Here is a 15,915-nt window from a genome sequence, read left to right on the forward strand (position 1 = left end):
TCTGCGCGGGCACCGCGGCAGCGTAGGAAGACGGTCCTCGCCCCGGGACGTCCGGGCCCGTAGCGTCACGGCGACCGACGGGAGGACGTGCGGTGAAGACGGTGCACGCGATGATCCCGGCCCACGCGCTCGACGCGGCGCGCCGGGCGCTCGAGCGGCACGCGGTGCTGGGCATGACCGTCGCCGAGGTCCTCGGACCGGGCAACGGCCAGCGCACGGTGCAGCGGGGGCAGGTCCTCCGGGACGTCTTCGCGCCCTGCCTGCGCCTGGAGGCGATCGTCCACGACGAGCTCGTCGACCGGGTGCTCGACGAGATCGCCGGGGCGGTGCACCCCGAGGGGCGCCTCTGGGTCACGCCGGTGGACACCGTCCTGCGGGTGCGCACCGGCGAGCGCGGCGAGGACGCGGTGTGAGGTCCGGGTGACCCGAGGTGAGCAGTGCGGGGACCGTCTGCCGCAACGCCCCTCCCGCTGAGCGGCACACGCTGTCGCGAGCGTGCATGATCGGACGAGTATCGGTCCGGTCGGGGGACTCGGGGGACCCCGCGGGACGAAGCCATCGGCGAGTGATGGTGGGGGTGAGCACGTCGGACGACACCGGACGTCATCGCCGCGGTGACGGCGCGCCCGTGTTCGAGCACGCCGCGCTCTTCTACGACAGCGACGAGCAGTTCGTCGCGACCGTCGTCGACCATGTCCGGACCGGCCTCGAGGCCGAGGACGCGATCGTCGTCGCCCTGCCCGCGGAGGAGCTCGGCCCGGTGCGCGAGGCGCTCGGCGACGACGCGGGCGCCGTCGTCCTGCAGGACGTGCGGCGTCTCGGACCCAACCCGGCCCGGCTCGTGCCCGCGCTGCACCGCTTCGTCGAGGGGCACCCGGACCGCCGCATCCGCGCCGTCGGCGGCGGCTTCTGGCCGGCCCGTCCGGCGGACGAGCGCGCGGCCTACCTGCAGCACGACGCGCTGACCAACGTCGCGTTCGCCGGCCGCCCGGTGACGATGCTGTGTCCCTACGACACGCGGACGATGGACGCCGACACCGCCGCCGACGCCCGCGCCGCGCACCCGCTGCTCGTCGAGGGCGGCGCGCCCGTGCCGAACACGACGTTCGGCGACCCGGCCAAGCTCGCCGAGGCGGTGCTCGGGCCCCTGGACGAGCCGCCCGACCTCGGCGAGACGCTGGTCTACACGGCTCCCCACGGCCCCCGCGCGGTCCGGCGGGCCGTCGCCGACCACGCGGCCGGCGCCGGCCTGTCGTCCGAGCGGATCGTCGACCTGTGCCTGGCCGTCCACGAGGTCGCGATGAACACCGTCGTCCACACCGACGGCCCGGGGATCCTCTCGCTCTGGCACACCGACGACCGCGTGGTCGCCGAGATCCAGGACGCGGGGTACATCGACGACCCCCTCGTCGGCCGGTACCCGCCCGAGGACGCGGACGGCCGCGGCTACGGCCTGTTCCTCACCCACCGGCTCTGTGACCTCGTCCGGCTGCACAGCGCGCGGGACGGCGGCACGACCGTCCGGATGACGATGTACCTGGACCGACCGCGAGGCTAGGTTCTGGGGGCGTGGACAGCGCCGCACTGCACGCCGCCATCACGTCCGAACGCCTCCGGCTGGCCGACGTCCTCGAGGAGCTCGCGCCCGAGGAGTGGGACGACGAGTCCCTGTGCACCGGGTGGACGGTGAAGACCCTCGTCGCGCACCTGACGCTGACCTCGCGGCTGTCGCGGCTCGAGGCGTTCCGGGGGGTGCTCGCCGCGCGCTTCGACATCAACGCGTTCATCGACCGTTCCGCCCGCGCCCGGGCCGCGCAGTACTCCCCGGCCGAGCTGATCTCCCAGTTCCGCGAGTCGGCGGGGTGGACGCAGCGCCCGATGGGCGCGAAGCCCATGGACCCCCTCGTCGACATCCTCGTGCACGGCCAGGACCTCACGCGTCCCCTGCGCAGGACCCTGCCGATCGCGCCGGAACGCGCGGTCCCCGCACTCGACTTCGTGCTCTCGACCTCGTTCTACGACGCGCCGAAGCGGCTGGCCGGCCTGCACCTCGTCGCGACCGACACGGACTGGTCCCACGGCGACGGCGACCGCGACCTCCGCGGCCCGGCGGGCGACCTGCTCCTCGTGGCCACCGGCCGCTCCGCCGGCCTGCCCGCCCTCGACGGCCCCGGCGTCGCCGAGCTCGCCGCGCGCCTGTAGCCGTGTCCGCGGAGTGGCTCCGCAGACGGTGAGTGTCCGTATCTCCACTCACACGGGCGCACTGTCCGAGGAGCCGGTGGCCACCGCCGTCCGCCGGTAAGCTCGTGCCCGCCCGCCAGGGCTGCCGACGGGACGGAGCGAGCACATCGCTGGAGGGGTGGCGGTGAGCGACGAGCTGCTCGCGACGGCGCACGGCTGCCAGGACCTCGCCGACCCCGAGCGTCTCGCCTCGCTGGCCGCGTCCGGGCTCGGGGCGGAGTCCGACCCCGAGATGGACTGGTTCGGCGAGCGCGTCCGGCGCTGGCTCGGCGTCCCCGTCGCCCTGGTCTCGCTCGTCCGCGCGGACGAGCAGGTGTTCCCCGGCGCCGCCGGCCTGGGGGAGCCCTACGCGACCTCGCGGCGCACGCCGCTGACGCACTCGTTCTGCCAGCACGTGGTCGCGTCGGCGCAGCCCCTGGTGGTGCGGGACGCCCGCTCCGATCCGAGGGTCGCCGAGAACCTCGCCGTCCGCGACCTCGCCGTCGTCGCCTACGCCGGCATGCCCCTGACCGACGGATCGGGCCGCGTCCTCGGCTCGCTGTGCGCGATCGACGACCAGCCCCGGGACTGGAGCGAGCAGGAGCTCGAGGCGCTGCGGGACCTCGCGACCGGGTGCTCGAGCACGTTGCGGCTGCGGTTGGCCCGGGTCGACGCCGACCGCGAGCGGGCGCGCCGCGACGAGCTCGAGGACTCGCTGCGGACGTCGTTCCACCGCAGCCAGGCCCTGCTGGAGCTCTCCCGGTCCGTGGCCGACAGCGTCACCCTCGACGACGTCCGGGCCGGCCTCGACATCCTGGCCCGCGGCGGGCTCGAACCCGACCACGTGTCGCTGCTCGTGGCCGACGGGGACGGGGTGTTCCGCGGCTTCCACGACCGCGACGGCGCCGACAGCCCGTGGGCCGGGCTCGGCCGCGACGAGGACATGCCGCCGGCGCGGGCCGTGCGCGAGCGGCGCGTGCTGCACTACCCGGACCGGGAGAGCTTCGACCGGGACTTCCCCGGGTCGGCCCGCCGTCGCCTGCGGACACTCGGCCTGCACGCCGTGGTCGCGGCACCGGTCGTCGGCGCCCGCGCCGCGCGGGGTGCCCTGGTCCTGGGCTGGCGCCAGCCCCGCCCGTTCACCACGGCCGACCTGCTCCTGGTCAGCACGGCGAGCGCCTACACAGCGCAGGCGATCGACCACGTCTCCTGGGTCCAGCACCGGGTCACCGTCGCGCGCGAGATGCAGCAGGCCCTGCTGACCCGCATCCCGGCCGTCGACGGTCTGGCACTGGCGGCCCGCTACGAGCCCGCGGACGCGGAGGAGTACGTCGGCGGCGACTGGTTCGACGTGTCGTCCCTGCCCGACCAGGACGACGACACGGTCGTCGCGGTCTCGGTGGGCGACATCATCGGCCACGAGCTCGACGCCGCGATCCGCATGGGCCAGGTCCGGTCGATGCTGCGGCAGGCCGAGTGGGACCGCGCCGGCGGCCCGCCCTCGGCGATCGTGCACGCGTTCGAGACCGCGAACGCCGGCGTCGGGCTCCACGCGGCCGGGACGGCGGTGGTGGCCGTCCTGCGTCGCCGGCGGGAGAGCGACCGCTGGTCGATGAGCTGGGTCAACGCCGGGCACCCTCCGCCGATCCTGCTGCGTCCCGACGGCACCACCGAGCTCCTCGACGAGCACGGGCGGCTCTTCGGGCTCCCGCGCGGCCTCGTCGAGACCCGGCGGGACAGCGAGATCGCGATCCCCGCGGGCAGCCTCCTGCTCCTCTACACCGACGGGCTGGTGGAGCGGCGCGGCACCGAGGCCGACGAGCAGATCGAGGTGCTGCGCCGCGTCGCCGCCGACCACCGCCACCTCGGCCCGCAGGGGCTCGCCGACGCGGTGATGGACCGGGTCGGGCGCGGCGTCGACGACACGGTCGTGATGGTGCTGGGGTTCAGCTGAGCCGTCGCCCAGGACGACGACGTCCTGGCGGACGTACCCGAGGCGCGCGTAGAACGCGGCCGCCGCGGCGTTGTCGTCGCGCACCATCAGCTGGATCTTCGGCACGTCCCCGGCCAGCCACTGCTCGGCGGCGGTGACGAGTGCGCGCCCGAGGCCTCGGCCGCGGTGGTCGTCGGCGACCGCCAGGTAGTAGAGCCAGCCGCGGTGCCCGTCGTGACCCACCATGACCGTCCCGACGAGCCGGTCCTCCACGGTAGTGGCGAGCACCGTCGACGACGGCCCGTCGAGCGCCCGCCGCAGATCGGCGCCCGGGTCGTTCCACGGACGGGTCAGCCCGGCGGCGTGCCACAGGGCGACGGCCTCGGTGCACCGGTGGGGCGGCAGGGTGTCGATCACCGACATGACCGTAGACCCGGACCGGACCTGTCCGCTCCTGCCGGTGCACTCGACTCCACCGAGCCCGAGGAGGAACCGTGCTGTCCCGTTTCCCGCTGAACCCCGTCCTCCCCGCGGCGGACGGCGACCGCGCCCGCGCCTTCTACCGCGACGTGCTCGAGCTGACGATGCTCTCCGGCCCCGGCGACGACCCGATGATGTTCGCTGCCGGCGAGGGCACCCGGATCGTCCTCACCGAGATCCCCGACCGCCGTCCCACCGCCCACCCGGTGGTCGCGTTCCTCGTCACGGATCTCGACGAGGTCGTGGGCGAGCTGATGGCGCGCGGCGTGGCGTTCCACGACCCCGGCGGCGAGCGCGGGTCGTTCGCGGGTCGCGCGGGACGCGCCGAGGGGGTCATCACCGACTACGGCCCGGTGCGCTCGGCGTGGCTGTACGACTCCGAGGGCAACATCCTGGCGCTCAACGAGATCGTCGGCTGAGGTCTTGCCCCGCGGAGGATGCTGAGCGGCGTGGGCGCACTCGGGTCGGCCGGTCTCCTGGGGTTCGTCGGGGTCTCGGACCTGGACGCCGCGCAGCGCTTCTACGGCGACGTGCTGGGCCTCGATCTCTCCGACGAGCGGCCGTTCGCGCTGGTCGGCGACGTCGGCGGGACGATGCTGCGGATCACCGAGGTCCCGGAGCCCGCCGCGGCGCCCTACACGGTGCTCGGCTGGTCCGTGCCCGACATCGCCGCGGCCGTCGACGAGCTCACCGCCCGCGGCGTGGCGTTCACGCGCTACGAGTTCATGGACCAGGACGAGCGCGGCATCTGGACCGCGCCGGGCGGTGCGCGGATCGCCTGGTTCCTCGATCCCGACGGCAACAACCTCTCGCTCGCCGAGCTCGCGCCGGGCCGCTGACGGTCACGGGCCCCTGCACCGGGCCGCAGTTCGTCACCCGGGCATGAAGAAGGCCCATCGTCGCTGGTGAGCGAGGCGATGGGCCTGGTGGTGGCGGGTGAAGGATTCGAACCTTCGAAGCTTTCGCGACGGATTTACAGTCCGCTCCCATTGGCCGCTCGGGCAACCCGCCAGGGTGTGCCACCCCGCAGGATGACGTCGTAGAGACTACAGACCCGGGTGGTCCGCCGGTGCAGGCGGGGCCCGACGAGCGTCAGCCGACCCGTCAGGAAGGACGATCATGGCGAACCCCTCGTTCGACGTCGTGAGCAAGGTCGACCGCCAGGAGGTCGACAACGCGCTCAACCAGGCGAGCAAGGAGCTCTCGCAGCGCTTCGACTTCCGCGGTACGGGCGCCGACGTGACCTGGGCCGGCGAGGAGGCCATCACGATCAGCGCCGAGACCGAGGAGCGCTGCACGGCGGCGATCGACGTCTTCAAGGAGAAGCTGATCAAGCGGGGGATCTCGCTGAAGGCCTTCGACGTGGGCGACCCGGCGATCTCCGGCAAGACCTACAAGGTCACCGGCTCGCTGGTGCAGGGCATCAGCAAGGACAAGGGCAAGGAGATCTCCAAGGTCATCCGGGACGAGGGCCCCAAGGGCATCCAGGCCCAGATGCAGGACGACCAGCTGCGCGTGACGGGCAAGAAGAAGGACGACCTGCAGGCCGTCATCTCGCTGCTCAAGGAGCGCGACTTCGAGATCGCGCTGCAGTTCACGAACTACCGCTGACCGGCGCGCCCGGGTCCACCGAGGCGCGGAGGGCGACGAACCGTCGCCCCGCCTCGGTGATCTCGACGAACTCGGAGAGATTTTCACCGCGCTGGGGAATGGCGCGGATGCCCTCGACGTGGACGTAGCCGTGGCTGCGCAGGTGTCGCAGGTCATTGTCGAGGCCGCCGGACATGACGTAGTCACCGAAGTGGCCGCTCGCGAGCTTCTCGAGGTTCTCGCACTGCCACGGGGACATCGAGATCGCGAACAGGGAGTCCAGGCGGTCGTTGGTCCGCTCGAGCTCGGAGGTCACCTCCTTGAGCTGGGCCTCGACCCCACCCGGCAGCTTGATCGACACGAGGTCGGCCAGCCGCGGGACCACGAGGGCGACGACCAGCACGGCGGTGACGGCGACGATCAGCTCCGCGGGCGCGCCCGGGGCCACCACGAGCTCGTAGAGCAGGATCGCCTCGACGACCACGCAGAGCGCGAAGACGGCGTGGGTCCAGCCCCATTTCCCGGGCGCATTCACCATGATCCCCCGCGCTTCCGCGTCGTCGACGGATCCAGAAGGTTAAAATGTCGGGAACGGGCGCCGCAACACCTCACGAGTGGTAGCAGAGACGCACCCCACGGTGACATTCTGCCGCCCCCAGAATGGCTCCGACGAATCGAGTGCCGATGGCCGTCGCCGCGGTCCGTGACCGTCGTCCCGCCGACCTCGACGCCCTCGCCGCCGCGCTGGTCGAGGTGCACCGGGCCGACGGCTACCCCGTCGAGGGGGTCGCCGAGCCGCGCACCTGGCTCACCCCGCCCGGCACCCTGCGCGCCTGGGTCGCGACGCTCGACGACGCCGTCGTCGGCCACGCCCTCGCGATGACCGCGCAGCCCGCGATCGCCGCGGTCGAGGCGTGGGCGCAGCTCGGCGGGGACGTCGCCACCACCGTCGTCGGCGCCCGCCTCTTCGTCGCCCCCGCGGGTCGCGGGCACCACCTCGGCACGCGGCTCGCCCGCACCCTCACCGACTGGGCCACGCGGCACGCGCTCGACGTCGTCGGCGACGTGATGGTCAAGGACACCGTCGCGATCGCGATCTACGAGCGCCTCGGCTGGCACCGGATCGGCAGCGCGATGCACGACACCGGCCGCGGCGACCGCGTCCCGGCCCACCTCTACGCCAGCCGACTGATCACGGCCGGCCAGTACGCGTAGAGCGGGACGACCGCGTCCGCTGCGCCCGTGTCTCTCCGGGGAGACGTCAGGGTCATCCCGGAGCCCCGCGCCCCGACAACCGAGCAGTGTCGAGGCATGACGTCCGGACGGTCGTGGCTCGCGGTGGTCGCCCTGCTCGTGGCCCTGCCGCTCGGCCCCGCGACGACCGACCCGCCGCCGGCACCGACCGGCGAGATCGTCGTCGGCACCGTCGGCGGGGACGGGGAACCGCGCGTCCTGCCGGCGCCCGGCCGGACCCGTCCGTACCCCTGGCCGGAGCTCGAACGCGGCACAGTCCCCGACTCGCCCGCGTGACACCGACGCGGCGGACCCGCCGCGTGGGGTAGGCAGAGCGCCATGAGCGAGCGGATCGTCGTCGTCGGGGGCGGCTTCGCGGGGGCGGGTGTGGCGCGGCGGCTGGAGAAGCTCCGGCCGGAGGCCGACATCCGGCTCGTCTGCCCCGACGACTACATGCTCTACCTCCCGCTGCTGCCCCAGGTGGCGGCCGGTCTGCTGCCGGCGCCGGCGGCGGTCGTGTCGTTGTCGCGACGGCTGCGCCGGACGGTGCTGGTGCCCGGGCGGGCGACGGGCGTCGACCTGGACGCCCGTCAGGTGCTCGTCCGGAGCATCACCGGCAACCCGCAGGTCCTCGCCTACGACCGGCTGGTGCTCGCGCCCGGCAGCGTCACGAAGGTCATGGACGTCCCCGGCCTGCGGGAGTACGGCCGCGGCTGCAAGACGCTCGCCGAGGCCGCGTACCTGCGCGACCACGTGCTGGGCCAGCTCGAGGTCGCGAACACGTCCGACGACCCCGAGGAGCGCGCGCGCCGCTGCCGCTTCGTCGTCGTCGGCGGCGGTTACGCCGGGGTCGAGACGGCGGCCAACCTGCAGCTGATGACCACCGCGCTCGCCCGGCGGTTCCCCCGCCTCGACCCGGAACTCGTGCAGTGGCACGTCGTGCAGCACCACGACGGCCTCATGCCGGGCCTCGGCGACCGCCTCGGGGAGGACACCAGGCGGGTGCTCGAGTCGCGCGGCATCCACGTCGACCTCGGGACGAGCCTGACGGCGGTCGACGACGCGTCGGCGACGCTCTCGGACGGCCGCCGCCTCGCGACGCAGACGCTGATCTGGACCGCGGGCGTCTCCCCCAGCCCGCTGATGTCGCACCTGGACGCCGCCACCGACCACGGCCGGCTGGTGGTGGAGGCGGACCTGTCGGTGCCCGGACGCCCGGAGGTGCTCGCCATCGGGGACGCCGCGGCGGCGCCCGACCTCGCGACCGGGCACGGCGCCGTCTGCCCGCCGACGGCCCAGCACGCCGCCCGTCAGGCGCCCGTCGCCGCCGACAACGTCGCCGCCGGCCTGGCCGGGCGCCCGACGCGGGAGTACCGCCACCGCGACCTCGGCATGGTCGTCGACCTCGGGGGTGCCGACGCCGTCGCCAAGCCGTTCGGGATCGATCTCACCGGCGGGGTCGCGGCGGGGGTGACCCGGGCCTATCACCTGTGGGCCATGCGGGCCCCGGCGGCGATGGCGCGGGTCGCGTCGGCGTGGGCGCTGGATGCGCTGCACGGCGCGAGTGCGGTCCGGCTCGGTTTCCTGACGGGCGCGAGCGGGCGCCTCGCGGAGTTCGAGCACACCGACGAGTACCTCGACCCCGCGGCGACCCGGGCGGCGATCGCCGAGCTCACGCCGGGCGGCTCCCCGTGAGCTCGCGGCGGGCCAGCGTGCGCAGGTGCTCGACGTCGACGTCGAGGGCGTGCAGGACCTGCGACGCGTCCTCGGCGTCGTCGTGCAGGACCGCCACGAGCAGGTGGCGGACGCCGGGCGTCGGGTCCGCGGACCCGTCGGCGAGCCGGACGTCCGGTGCGGTGATCGTCATGGGGACACCGTCGCGGGCCGCGGGAGCCGGCACCTCGGGGTCGAGCCCCGGTCCGTCCCGGGGTCGTCACCACTCCTTGGCGTAGTAGTAGCTCGGCTCGGTCGCGCCGGGCTCGATGAACGCGTAGCCGTGCGCGGCGTAGAAGCGGCGGGCGTCGGTGTCCTCGCCGTCGACGTTGACCTCGACGATCCGCCCGCCCCGCTCGGCCGCCAGGGCCTCGACGGCCGACAGGAGCGCGTGCCCGATCCGCCGGCCGCGACGGTCCGGGCGCACGTAGAGCTCGTCGAGCAGCGCGACCGGGCCGTCGAACCAGGCGTTGGGCCGGAACGAGACGACCGCCAGCCCGTCGGGAGGGTCCCCGTGGAGCAGGGCGACGAGGCCGTCGCCCGGCAATCGCTCGGTCAGCCGGCGCGTCAGCACCTCGACTCCCGGCGTCGGGGTGTCGAACTCGGTGTTGAAGTCGTCGAGCAGCGTCGCGACGATCCCGGCGTCGGCGGGCCCGGCCCGCCGGACCTCACCCACCGGAGCCGTAGCGGCGGGTGATCACCTCGAAGTGGTGCCCGCCGGGGTCGTCGAAGTACAGGCCGCGGCCGCCGTCGTGGGTGTTGTACTCGCCGACCCACCGTTGCTGCGGGTCAGCCCAGTACGTGATGCCGCGGTACTGGAGCTTCGCCAGGACGACGTCGAACTCGTCCTCGCTGATCAGGAACGCGACGTGCTGGCCGGGCCATTCGATGGGCGGGGCGGCGTAGTCGATGGTGAAGGTGTCGTCGACGTCGACGGCGATGAACGGCCCCCAGGGATGTGGGTCGGGCAGGCCGAGGACGTGGGCGAGGAACTGGGCGGATTCCTGCGCGTCGTGGGCGGCGAGCGCGAGGTGGTCGATGCGAACAGCCATGGGGTGGGTGACTCCAGGGCTCCGGCGCCTCCATCCGCCGGCCTGACACCGGCCCGGACGCGACGCTGGGCCCATCCGACCGTGACCGGCGGGCCCCGTCAAGGCCACCGCGAGGTGGGGGATTTCCTGACGTTGAACGTCAGCGTCCAAGTCCCAGGCTGACACACCCCGTGTCTCAGCGGGCGAGGGCCTCGAGGCGGGCGATGCGGTCCTCGAGCGGCGGGTGGGTCGAGAACAGGCGCGAGAGGCCCTCGCCCGGCCGGAACGGGTTGGCGATCATCAGGTGCGACTGGCTCACCAGCTGCGGGTCGGGCGGCAGGGGCGCCACGGCCGTGCCGTACTGCAGCTTGCGCAGCGCCGAGGCCAGGGCCAGCGGGTCGTGCGTCAGCGCCGCGCCACTGGCGTCGGCCTGGTACTCCCGCGACCGGCTGATCGACATCTGGACGATCGCGGCCGCGAAGGGCCCGATGATCGCGACGGCCAGGGTCGCCAGGACGTTCCGGTTGCCGCCGAAGAGCTGGGCGGCGAGCACGAGATAGGACACGACGCTCGAGAGCGCGCCCGCGACCGAGGAGATGAGGATGTCGCGGTGGTAGACGTGCGAGAGCTCGTGGCCCAGGACGCCGCGCAGCTCGCGCTCGTCGAGCAGCGTGAGGATGCCGGTCGTCGCGCACACCGCGGCGTTGCGCGGGTTGCGGCCGGTGGCGAAGGCGTTGGGTGCCTCGGTGGGGCTGACGTAGAGCCGCGGCATCGGCTGGTGCGCCCCGGTCGCGAGCTCGCGGACGATCCGGTACATCGCGGGCTGCTCGGCCTCGCTGACCGGGCGGGCGTGCATCGCGCGGAGGGCCAGGCGGTCGGAGAAGAAGTACGCGTAGCCGTTGACGCCGAGGGCGACGACGAGCGCGACGAGCAGGCCGGTGCGGCCGAACAGCGAGCCGATGACCAGCACGATCGCGCTGAGCACGCCCAGCAGGGCGGCCGTCTTCAGCCCGTTCTTCACGACGACCTCCCCAGGCGGATCTCCCGCAAGGGACAACGTGGCCGCCGCAACGGCCGTTCCCTGCTCAGGGCGCCGCGCGGGCGGCCTCGATCACCTCGCGGGACGCACCGAGGGCCTCGAGGTCCTCGGGACGGCCGTGGCGCAGGAAGTGCTCGACGCCGACCTTGAGGAACAGCGCCCGGGCGGTGCCGGCCACCTCGCCGTCGAGCCCGCCGAGGTGGGCCGAGCCGGAGACGTAGATCTTGCGGCCCACCTTGGCGTCCACGCGCGAGCGCAGCCACAGCGTCGTGCCGACCGGGACCGGGCGCCGGAAGTCGGTCTCCAGGCGCGCGGTCACCGCGGAGCGCGTGACCTGCGTGTAGGCCGTGCCGAGGGCGTCGTCGAACGCGGTCATCAGCATCCCGCCGTGCAGGAGGCCGGGCGCGCCCTGGTGCTCGTCGAGGACGTCGAAGCGGCTGACCACGGAGATCCCGTCGTCGCCGACCCACGAGCGGACGCGCAGGCTGCCGGGGACGTCACCGCAGCCGCGGCACCCCTCGTAGTGCGAGGTGGTCCGCTCGCCCGGCGCGGGCGCCTTGGGGTTGCGCTGCGGCGGCTCGGCGTCCGCCGGCGGGTCGATCGAGATCGGCACGCGCCAGACGTTACCCATGGCAACGACTCCCGGGCCGCGAGCCGCGTCACGTGCACGGCATGCTGAGGGCCATGGCCGACCCCGATGTCCGCGTGGAGCGTCTCGACGGCGTGGCGCTGCTCACCGTCTCCGACCCGAAGCGCCGCAACGCGATGACCGGCGCCCTCTCCGAGCGCCTCGTGGCCGTCCTCGACGAGGTCGGGGCCGACGAGTCGGTGGGCGCCGTCGTCGTCACCGGCGACGACGACCCGAAGCCCGCGTTCTGCGCCGGCGGCGACCTCGACGAGCTCGCGGCGGCGGGCGAGGCGGGGCCCGACGCGCTGCAGCACATCTACGCGGGCTTCCTGGCGCTCGCCGAGTGCCCGCTGCCGACGTTCGCGGCCGTCGACGGGCCCGCCGTGGGCGCGGGGCTCAACCTCGCGCTCGCCGCGGACGTCCGCATCGCCGGCGAGACCGCCCGCTTCGAGCCCGGGTTCCTGCGCCTCGGCGTGCACCCCGGGGGCGGGATGACGTGGATGGCGCAGCGGATCGTGGGCCCGCAGGTGACGACGGCGATGCTGCTCGGCGGCGAGGGCCTCGACGCGGCCCGGGCCGCCGAGCTGGGCCTGGTCGTCAAGGTCGCCACCGGGGAGGGCGCCGACGGTCGCTCCGCGGCCGTCACCGAGGCGCTGCGCATGGCGGCGACGTCGGCGCAGGCGCCGCGCGAGCTCGTCGTCGCCACCAAGGCCAGCATCCGTGCCACCGGGCAGCTCGACCGGCACCGCGACGCCGTCGCCGTCGAGGTCGGGCCGCAGCTGGAGTCGCTGCGCTCGGAGGGCTTCCGCGAGGGGCTCGCCCGGGTGCGCGCGGCGACCGGGAAGAAGTAGGCGTCCGAAGGGACCAGGCAGGACCGCCACGCGGAACACCGACCGTGCACGATCGTCCTTTTTCGGTCCAGCCTGTGACCCACGACCAGCCGCCCGACGGTGACGGAGCGGTGAGGTTAGCCTGAGTAGTCCGCTCCTGATCGAGGGGACGTACCACGAGGAGTGCGAAGGGACGGAAGAGCTCGATGAGCACTGACACCGCCGTCGGGCCGCCGAGTCGGGAGGTGCGCCAGACCCATCGGGTCGTCATCCGCTTCGCGGGCGACTCCGGGGACGGCATGCAGCTGACCGGTGACCGGTTCACCTCCGAGGCCGCGGCGTTCGGCAACGACCTCGCCACACTGCCCAACTTCCCCGCCGAGATCCGCGCCCCTGCCGGGACGCTCCCCGGGGTGTCGAGCTTCCAGCTCCACTTCGCGGACTACGACATCCTCACCCCGGGCGACCGCCCCGACGTCCTGGTGGCGATGAACCCGGCCGCGCTGAAGGCGAACATCGCCGACCTCCCGCACGGCGGGATGCTCATCGTCAACACCGACGAGTTCACCAAGCGCAACCTCGCGAAGGTCGGCTACGAGTCCAACCCCCTCGAGGACGACTCGCTCGAGCCCTACACGACGCACCAGGTCGCGATGGCGACGCTGACGCGCGGGGCGCTCGAGCCGACCGGGATGAGCAAGAAGGACGCCGAGCGCGCGAAGAACATGTTCGCGCTCGGCCTGCTCTCGTGGATGTACCACCGCGGCACCGAGGGCACCGAGCAGTTCCTGCGCGAGAAGTTCGCGAAGAAGCCGGAGCTCGCCGAGGCCAACATCCTCGCCTTCCGCGCCGGGTGGAACTACGGCGAGACCACCGAGAGCTTCGCGGTCACCTTCGAGGTCGCCCCGGCGCGCCTGGCCGAGGGCACCTACCGCCAGATCACCGGCAACCTCGCGCTCGCCTACGGCGTCGTCGCCGCGGGGCAGCAGTCGAAGCTGCCGGTGTTCCTCGGGACCTACCCGATCACGCCGGCCTCGGACGTCCTGCACGAGCTCTCGAAGCACAAGGGCATGGGCGTCACGACGTTCCAGGCCGAGGACGAGATCGCCGGCATCGGTGCGGCGCTCGGCGCGTCGTTCGGCGGCGCGCTCGGCGTCACGTCGACGTCCGGTCCCGGTGTCGCGCTGAAGTCGGAGACGATCGGTCTCGCGGTGGCCCTCGAGCTGCCGCTGCTGATCCTCGACGTGCAGCGCGGCGGCCCGTCGACGGGCCTGCCCACCAAGACCGAGCAGGCCGACCTGCTGCAGGCGATGTACGGGCGCAACGGCGAGGCGCCGGTGCCGATCATCGCCCCGCAGTCGCCCGCCGACTGCTTCGACGCCGCCCTGGACGCGGTGCGGATGGCGCTGACCTACCGCACGCCGGTGTTCCTGCTCTCCGACGGCGCGATCGCCAACGGCTCCGAGCCGTGGGCCATCCCCGACGTGGCCGACCTGCCGGACCTCTCCACGACGTTCGCCACCGAGCCGAACGCCCCCGACGGGTCCGGCGAGTTCTGGCCCTACCTGCGCGACGCCGACACCCTGGCCCGCCCGTGGGCGATCCCGGGCACGGCGGGCCTCGAGCACCGCATCGGCGGTCTCGAGAAGGCCGACGGCCGCGGGACGATCTCCTACGACCCGGACAACCACGACCGCATGGTCCGGCTGCGCCAGGCCAAGATCGACGGCATCCCGGTCCCCGACCTCACCGTCGACGACCCCGACGGGGACGCCGAGGTCCTCGTCATCGGCTGGGGCTCGTCGTACGGCCCGATCGGCGCGGCGTGCCGCCGCGTCCGCGCGGCCGGCATGTCGGTGGCCCAGGCCCACCTGCGCCACCTCAACCCGATGCCGAAGAACCTCGGCGACGTGCTGCGCTCCTACCGCCGGGTGGTCGTGCCGGAGATGAACCTCGGGCAGCTCTCGATGCTGCTGCGCGCGCGGTTCCTCGTGGACGCGCACTCGTACACCAAGGTCGCCGGCCTGCCGTTCCAGGCCGAGGAGCTCGCCGGCGTGCTCACCGACGCCGTGAAGGGGGACCTGCCCGCATGACCGCCGTCGAACTCGGCCAGCCCTCGTTCGGTGGGGGTCTCGACCTCGTCCCCACCACCGACGAGACGCAGAAGGCCAAGGACTACACCTCCGACCAGGAGGTCCGCTGGTGCCCGGGCTGCGGCGACTACGCCGTGCTCGCGTCCGTGCGCGGGTTCCTGCCGGAGCTGGGGCTCAAGCGCGAGAACATCGTGTTCGTCTCGGGCATCGGCTGCTCGTCGCGCTTCCCGTACTACCTCGACACCTACGGCATGCACTCGATCCACGGGCGTGCGCCGACGATCGCGACCGGCCTGGCCGTGTCGCGCCCGGACCTCTCGGTCTGGGTCGTCACGGGTGACGGCGACGCGCTGTCGATCGGGGGCAACCACCTGATCCACGCGCTGCGCCGCAACATGAACATCACGATCCTGCTGTTCAACAACAGGATCTACGGCCTGACGAAGGGCCAGTACTCGCCGACCTCCGAGGTCGGCAAGGTCACCAAGTCGACGCCGATGGGCTCGGTCGACGCCCCGTTCAACCCGGTGTCGCTGGCCCTGGGCGCCGAGGCGACGTTCGTGGGCCGGGCGCTGGACTCCGACCGCAAGGGGCTCACCGAGGTCCTGCGCCAGGCCGCCGCGCACCGCGGCGCCTCGCTGGTCGAGATCTTCCAGGACTGCCCGATCTTCAACGACGGGTCGTTCGACGTCCTGCGCAAGGGCGACGACGTGGCCGAGCGGCTGATCAAGCTCGTCGACGGCGAGCCGATCACCTTCGGCAACGAGGGCGAGCACGGCGTCGTGCGGTCGGCCTCGGGCGGGCTCGAGGTCGCCCGGGTGGCCGACGTCGGACAGGACGCGATCGTCGTCCACCGCGCCGGCGAGCAGGACCCGACGCAGTCGTTCGCGCTCTCGCGGCTCTCCGACCAGGACCTCACCCACACCGTCACGGGCATCTTCCGCAAGGTCGACCGCCCGACCTACGACGACGGTGCGCGGGCGCAGGTCGCGACGGCCACCGAGCAGGCGCAGCAGCGGGGCGACACGCTCCAGGCGCTGCTCTCCGGCAGGGACACCTGGGCCGTGATGCCGGAGCCCGAGAACGAGCAGTAGCACCGCACCCGACACGGCGCCCCGCACCGGG

19 protein-coding genes, 1 tRNA gene and 1 pseudogene are annotated in these 15,915 nt (G+C 73.5%); 13 read left to right on the forward strand and 8 right to left on the reverse strand.

What is annotated here, in order from left to right:
• The first annotated feature begins 92 nt into the window (after positions 1–92).
• The 4 genes from WCD41_RS17870 (at position 93) to WCD41_RS17885 (ending at position 4,174) form a co-directional block, all read left to right on the forward strand.
• Positions 93–413 carry a P-II family nitrogen regulator gene (locus WCD41_RS17870; RefSeq protein ID WP_337714794.1) on the forward strand — a complete coding sequence of 107 codons (321 nt, stop codon included), beginning with the start codon at positions 93–95 and terminating at the stop codon, positions 411–413.
• A 164-nt stretch (positions 414–577) separates the two neighbouring features.
• Positions 578–1,558, forward strand: a complete 981-nt coding sequence (locus WCD41_RS17875) for an anti-sigma factor RsbA family regulatory protein (RefSeq protein ID WP_337714795.1) — start codon at positions 578–580, stop codon at positions 1,556–1,558.
• An 11-nt stretch (positions 1,559–1,569) separates the two neighbouring features.
• On the forward strand, positions 1,570–2,202 hold the full coding sequence (locus WCD41_RS17880) for a maleylpyruvate isomerase family mycothiol-dependent enzyme (RefSeq protein ID WP_337714796.1): 633 nt from the start codon (positions 1,570–1,572) through the stop codon (positions 2,200–2,202).
• A 163-nt stretch (positions 2,203–2,365) separates the two neighbouring features.
• Entirely contained in the window at positions 2,366–4,174 is a 1,809-nt protein-coding gene (locus WCD41_RS17885) for a GAF domain-containing SpoIIE family protein phosphatase (protein ID WP_337714797.1), read from the forward strand.
• A 12-nt stretch (positions 4,175–4,186) separates the two neighbouring features.
• On the opposite strand, the pseudogene WCD41_RS17890 reads toward WCD41_RS17885, so the two are convergent.
• Positions 4,187–4,576: pseudogene (locus WCD41_RS17890) on the reverse strand (GNAT family acetyltransferase); the annotation flags it as partial.
• Between the two features lie 71 nt (positions 4,577–4,647).
• On the opposite strand from WCD41_RS17890, the gene WCD41_RS17895 reads away from it, so the two are divergent.
• Together WCD41_RS17895 and WCD41_RS17900 are read left to right on the forward strand one after the other, a co-directional pair.
• The gene (locus tag WCD41_RS17895; protein WP_337714798.1) at positions 4,648–5,052 is read left to right on the forward strand and encodes a VOC family protein; all 405 of its coding nucleotides are present in this window, start codon (positions 4,648–4,650) and stop codon (positions 5,050–5,052) included.
• Between the two features lie 30 nt (positions 5,053–5,082).
• The gene (locus WCD41_RS17900) at positions 5,083–5,472 is read left to right on the forward strand and encodes a VOC family protein (protein ID WP_337714799.1); all 390 of its coding nucleotides are present in this window, start codon (positions 5,083–5,085) and stop codon (positions 5,470–5,472) included.
• A gap of 88 nt (positions 5,473–5,560) precedes the next feature.
• Here WCD41_RS17900 and WCD41_RS17905 read toward each other — a convergent pair.
• A tRNA-Tyr gene (locus tag WCD41_RS17905) sits at positions 5,561–5,644 on the reverse strand.
• 108 nt (positions 5,645–5,752) lie between these two features.
• Here WCD41_RS17905 and WCD41_RS17910 point away from each other — a divergent pair.
• On the forward strand, positions 5,753–6,244 hold the full coding sequence (locus WCD41_RS17910; RefSeq protein WP_337714800.1) for a YajQ family cyclic di-GMP-binding protein: 492 nt from the start codon (positions 5,753–5,755) through the stop codon (positions 6,242–6,244).
• On the opposite strand, the gene WCD41_RS17915 is transcribed toward WCD41_RS17910, so the two are convergent.
• Positions 6,228–6,761: a hypothetical protein gene (locus tag WCD41_RS17915; RefSeq protein ID WP_337714801.1), complete on the reverse strand. Its 534-nt coding sequence runs from the start codon at positions 6,759–6,761 to the stop codon at positions 6,228–6,230. The genes WCD41_RS17910 and WCD41_RS17915 overlap by 17 nt on opposite strands.
• A 146-nt stretch (positions 6,762–6,907) precedes the next feature.
• On the opposite strand from WCD41_RS17915, the gene WCD41_RS17920 reads away from it, so the two are divergent.
• From WCD41_RS17920 to WCD41_RS17930, 3 genes are all read left to right on the forward strand, one after another.
• Positions 6,908–7,438: a GNAT family N-acetyltransferase gene (locus tag WCD41_RS17920; RefSeq protein WP_337714802.1), complete on the forward strand. Its 531-nt coding sequence runs from the start codon at positions 6,908–6,910 to the stop codon at positions 7,436–7,438.
• Positions 7,439–7,534: 96 nt separating this feature from the next.
• A complete protein-coding gene (locus tag WCD41_RS17925; RefSeq protein ID WP_337714803.1) occupies positions 7,535–7,753 on the forward strand; it encodes a hypothetical protein in 219 nt (72 codons plus the stop codon).
• Between the two features lie 42 nt (positions 7,754–7,795).
• The gene (locus WCD41_RS17930) at positions 7,796–9,151 is read left to right on the forward strand and encodes an NAD(P)/FAD-dependent oxidoreductase (protein ID WP_337714804.1); all 1,356 of its coding nucleotides are present in this window, start codon (positions 7,796–7,798) and stop codon (positions 9,149–9,151) included.
• Here WCD41_RS17930 and WCD41_RS17935 read toward each other — a convergent pair.
• The 5 genes from WCD41_RS17935 to WCD41_RS17955 form a co-directional block, all read right to left on the reverse strand.
• Positions 9,129–9,323, reverse strand: a complete 195-nt coding sequence (locus tag WCD41_RS17935) for a hypothetical protein (RefSeq protein WP_337714805.1) — start codon at positions 9,321–9,323, stop codon at positions 9,129–9,131. The genes WCD41_RS17930 and WCD41_RS17935 overlap by 23 nt on opposite strands.
• Before the next feature lie 66 nt (positions 9,324–9,389).
• The gene (locus tag WCD41_RS17940) at positions 9,390–9,845 is read right to left on the reverse strand and encodes a GNAT family N-acetyltransferase (RefSeq protein WP_337714806.1); all 456 of its coding nucleotides are present in this window, start codon (positions 9,843–9,845) and stop codon (positions 9,390–9,392) included.
• The gene (locus WCD41_RS17945; RefSeq protein ID WP_337714807.1) at positions 9,838–10,221 is read right to left on the reverse strand and encodes a VOC family protein; all 384 of its coding nucleotides are present in this window, start codon (positions 10,219–10,221) and stop codon (positions 9,838–9,840) included. Before WCD41_RS17945 ends, WCD41_RS17940 begins: the two co-directional genes overlap by 8 nt.
• 175 nt (positions 10,222–10,396) lie before the next feature.
• Positions 10,397–11,221: a zinc metalloprotease HtpX gene (htpX, locus tag WCD41_RS17950; protein WP_337714808.1), complete on the reverse strand. Its 825-nt coding sequence runs from the start codon at positions 11,219–11,221 to the stop codon at positions 10,397–10,399.
• 64 nt (positions 11,222–11,285) lie between these two features.
• A complete protein-coding gene (locus tag WCD41_RS17955) occupies positions 11,286–11,870 on the reverse strand; it encodes a PaaI family thioesterase (RefSeq protein WP_337714809.1) in 585 nt (194 codons plus the stop codon).
• 53 nt (positions 11,871–11,923) lie between these two features.
• On the opposite strand from WCD41_RS17955, the gene WCD41_RS17960 reads away from it, so the two are divergent.
• From WCD41_RS17960 to WCD41_RS17970, 3 genes are all read left to right on the forward strand, one after another.
• Positions 11,924–12,718 (forward strand): enoyl-CoA hydratase-related protein, encoded by a 795-nt coding sequence (locus tag WCD41_RS17960; protein WP_337714810.1) that lies wholly within the window; start codon positions 11,924–11,926, stop codon positions 12,716–12,718.
• A gap of 185 nt (positions 12,719–12,903) precedes the next feature.
• Positions 12,904–14,790 carry a 2-oxoacid:acceptor oxidoreductase subunit alpha gene (locus tag WCD41_RS17965; protein ID WP_337714811.1) on the forward strand — a complete coding sequence of 629 codons (1,887 nt, stop codon included), beginning with the start codon at positions 12,904–12,906 and terminating at the stop codon, positions 14,788–14,790.
• Positions 14,787–15,884 carry a 2-oxoacid:ferredoxin oxidoreductase subunit beta gene (locus WCD41_RS17970; RefSeq protein WP_337714812.1) on the forward strand — a complete coding sequence of 366 codons (1,098 nt, stop codon included), beginning with the start codon at positions 14,787–14,789 and terminating at the stop codon, positions 15,882–15,884. Before WCD41_RS17965 ends, WCD41_RS17970 begins: the two co-directional genes overlap by 4 nt.
• The last annotated feature ends 31 nt before the right edge of the window (positions 15,885–15,915 follow it).

Origin of the sequence: Actinomycetospora aeridis (assembly GCF_037400275.1) — a bacterium.
In the GTDB taxonomy this organism is placed as follows: Bacteria; Actinomycetota; Actinomycetes; order Mycobacteriales; family Pseudonocardiaceae; genus Actinomycetospora; species Actinomycetospora aeridis.